Annotated in this window: 3 protein-coding genes; 2 read left to right on the forward strand and 1 reads right to left on the reverse strand. The window is 32.5% G+C overall.

The window, feature by feature from the left end:
* Window positions 1-390: 390 nt before the first annotated feature.
* Complete coding sequence (locus PKK00_15005) at window positions 391-1,020, reverse strand: YiiX/YebB-like N1pC/P60 family cysteine hydrolase (GenBank protein HNW99714.1); 630 nt, start codon at window positions 1,018-1,020, stop codon at window positions 391-393.
* Window positions 1,021-1,232: 212 nt separating this feature from the next.
* Between PKK00_15005 and PKK00_15010 the strand changes: the two genes are divergently transcribed.
* Window positions 1,233-1,979, forward strand: a complete 747-nt coding sequence (locus PKK00_15010; protein HNW99715.1) for a hypothetical protein — start codon at window positions 1,233-1,235, stop codon at window positions 1,977-1,979.
* A gap of 130 nt (window positions 1,980-2,109) precedes the next feature.
* Window positions 2,110-3,168 (forward strand): hypothetical protein, encoded by a 1,059-nt coding sequence (locus PKK00_15015; GenBank protein HNW99716.1) that lies wholly within the window; start codon window positions 2,110-2,112, stop codon window positions 3,166-3,168.
* Window positions 3,169-3,558: the final 390 nt, after the last annotated feature.

Genomic DNA, 3,558 nt, shown 5'->3' on the forward strand with positions numbered 1-3,558 from the left:
TTGCTATATCTGGCGACGGGTTTTTCGTGTTGATGGCCTGTGTTGATATTACCATAGATTAATGGACATACAGAAAATGTCCAAATGATCATTGCAAAAATTAATGCCTTTGTTTTCATGTTTTTTAGTTTTATCGGATCGTTTATATTTTCGATTAATATTAAGCAAGGGAAGCCCCTATCAACAATACAATACAAAATATTATTATTGCAAGGACTGTTTCAAAAACATCTGATATTTTCATGTTGTTATATTTTAAACAGTATTTAAATTTTTCAATCAACTATTTTACTAATGGACCGTAATATCATTTTGAAAATAGTTTTTATTATTTTTCATCTTCATTCTATTTGAAAACTCATGTAAAGAAGTCTTTTTGCGCTTGCTATTTTAATATTTTATGTTGTTAAATACCATTTCAACCTCACCGGCTTCTGCAATCGCTTTTGGAGTGATCAATTCCCTGTCGAGCGGCAGTTTGCCTTTGCATTGCGAACGAATATATTTTTCGTGGGGTTTCCAGTTCAGTTCGCCGAGTTTGTTGGTTTTTCCTATATATTGCCCGGTTGCCTTTTTATATGCTTTATAAATCAGCTCTGAACAATAAATAGCTGCATCTGTTGTATCGAACCCATAGTCATAAGGTTTTCCGATCATTTTCCTGACTTCAGTCATAAGATCTGGGATTTTCTTATCTAATCCGGGCTTTAATCTGCACACCGCATATCTTTTGAAATTGCCCTGGCTTATCCATTCGTTCATTGGAAATACCCTTACCTTGCCATATGCTTCAATAACCACCCATTTCCCTTTCTGAAAATCCACGATACCACAATGTGTATATTCTGATTGAGTAATCCCGGCAATTGCATTTGTTAGTTTTGATCCCGATATTGTCTGAAAAACCATATCGCCGGTTTTTGGAAAATACTTTTGTTCTCTTACGCTGTCTGCGGACAATAATATTACTGTGAAGCCAAGCGCCAGTATCACTTTTAAAATTGCAATAATTGTTCTCATAATTGTTCCTCCAGTTTTTTTGTGTGTTTGGAAGAATAATGATGAACAAGCGCCAGATGTAAATGATTTTTAATAATTATTTACTTAACTTGTTGGCATTAAGGATGGTGTAAAAAATATTTTTAAAAACCAACCAATTGTCATTTACATACTTCAATAAGGCGCATTATAAAGTTAAATTCTAAATCAATTAAATAATAAACTCAATCATCATGAAAAAATTAATCATTTTATTATTCGTCTTAAGTTCATTTCATGGACGTGCCCAAAGATCAGATTCAAGCACATTTTATTTTTCAAACTTTAATGTAACTGCCCCCCCCAAATGGGATACTGTACCCGGGGCAATAAAAGAACAGATGGTTGATATGGGAACTGCGATCATGAATATGGATAATAAAAGTGATGCATCCTCCATCATATCATTTTTGAAAAATGAAAATCCTGAAACAGCGATCAATTTCACATTTATTAAAATGGATGTTCGCTCGGGAACAATTTCAGGAATTAATGCCGCAATAAAGACGTCCATAGATGTTATATTAGAACAGATTTCACTACAGCAAGATTTCAGCGATGTTGCTTATAGGATTAATACCTCTTCTGATAGCTGCCTGATTAACGCTCTTATTAAAGGTAAGCACAATATTGCAGGAGCATTTCAGATCAATTTTGTTTATAAAATTGGCAATGAAGGTGTTTTGCAAATAAACTGGCAGGCAAATACGAAGAACAACAAGGTTCGGCAAGAAATGGATGAAATAGTTAATTCAGCCATTTTAAATAAGCCATATACCCAACCCCCTGAAAAATGCAGCATCATCAGTGGAGATGAAATATATTATAAAAATATTGCCGAGCAAATTGATAAAAAGAACAAAAGAATAAAATGGTTTTCAATGGGGGCTATTATTTTATTGTACACTTTTTTAAGGCCACTTTTTCGAAGTAAGAAATAAAAAAAGCCAAGGTGTATAATATTTGTTATATGGAGGCATTTTTTAATTAAAAATAATATCTTTTTTGATTTACAATTTCATTTTATGACCATTATAAAAATTAAAAGTTAACCATTAAAAACAAAAAATCATGAAAAAGAACTTTTTATTCATCATTATGTTGGTAGTAACATTACTAACAGTAAAGCCTTTGAAAGCACAGAAATACTATATGCAAAATGATTATTTGTATGAATGCATCACATCATTTCCCGATGACGGTTGCACTAATAATCTTGAACTTCAGTGTATTTTTCCCGCAAACAGAAACAATAGCAAATTCATCCGAAAAGGAATAGATTCGGTGGTTGCAGATGTTTATATCGGGGGAATTTTTAAAACCAGGGTTACACTTGATCGTGACGTTAAAGATATAAATGTCTGGAAAAAGAACATTGGTGTGAAAAAATATGATAACACCTATTATAAATTCAAATATCACATTATTTCAAAACAGAAAACAGGATTAAGAAAGCGTTCAAAAATAACATATTCGGCAGGTAACTACAGGCAAACCGACAAATTTAAATCAGGATATGATTATGTTTTTAAAAATGAGCACAATATACATATTCCACGTGGAGCAATCGGTATAGGATCATTTGGCTACACATATAGTCCTTTAATATCCAGAACTACCGTATGTGATAATTATTCTCTTTATGGGAGCATGTTCAACACTACTATTGATTTTGGTATTGGCCTTAAATTGGGAATCAATTTACTGGAATGGAATTATCTTCCTTTTAATAATAAATTGACAAGCGTTACCGACAGTTTACCAAGACATAATGAAACCGGTGTTCATATATTTTCATCACCCAAAATAATGTTGTTATATGATTTAAGGTTGTATCGGCACATCCCGGTCCCCTGCAGAACGTTCAGGCCTTATCATTTTACATTAAGCCCATATGTTGCATTCAAGCCGGTAGAATGGGTTGTATTTGACCATTCATTAAATAATTCCTTTACTTATGCTAAAAGCTTAGAGGCCGGAATAAGATTACATTCTTCGCTTTATTTTGTTGAATTGGTCTATTCATACAGATTCAATGATATATATTACGTTAATCACAATGAAATCAATCTGAAAAACCCTGGCGTTTTTTCACTGAGATTTGGTATTACTTTCGATTGGTATAATTGAAACTTTATACGATTTGCCCTTATCATTAATAAAAAAAAGCAGAAAAAACAATTATATTTACTCTGTAAAAAAAGATGCACAATGAAGATGGTTTCTAACCATAATTTACTCTTCAAGCTCTTGGGCCTATGTTTATGTGCAAGTTTCCGAATAAACAGAAACCAAAATAGATCAGTTTGTAATCGGGGTCTAACCACCACAAATATAAACGACCTTTATAAAGCTAATGAGCAAATTGCTATATTTGCATTGCCCACAGACTTCATTATACCAAAGAAATGTACTTCGAGTACGAAGGTAAAAAATAATTTGAAGCTGTGGGTTTTTTCATGGTGTTTACTCTGTAAAAAAAGATGCACAATGAAGATGGTTTCTAACCATAATTTACTC

This window comes from Bacteroidales bacterium (assembly GCA_035353855.1).
Classification (GTDB): Bacteria; Bacteroidota; Bacteroidia; order Bacteroidales; family CG2-30-32-10; genus DAOQAK01.

Coding starts and splice junctions, on each gene's coding strand:
- PKK00_15005 (HNW99714.1), bottom strand. CDS start 1,020: ATGAGAACAATTATTGCAATTTTAAAAGTGATACTGGCGCTTGGCTTC.
- PKK00_15010 (HNW99715.1), top strand. CDS start 1,233: ATGAAAAAATTAATCATTTTATTATTCGTCTTAAGTTCATTTCATGGA.
- PKK00_15015 (HNW99716.1), top strand. CDS start 2,110: ATGAAAAAGAACTTTTTATTCATCATTATGTTGGTAGTAACATTACTA.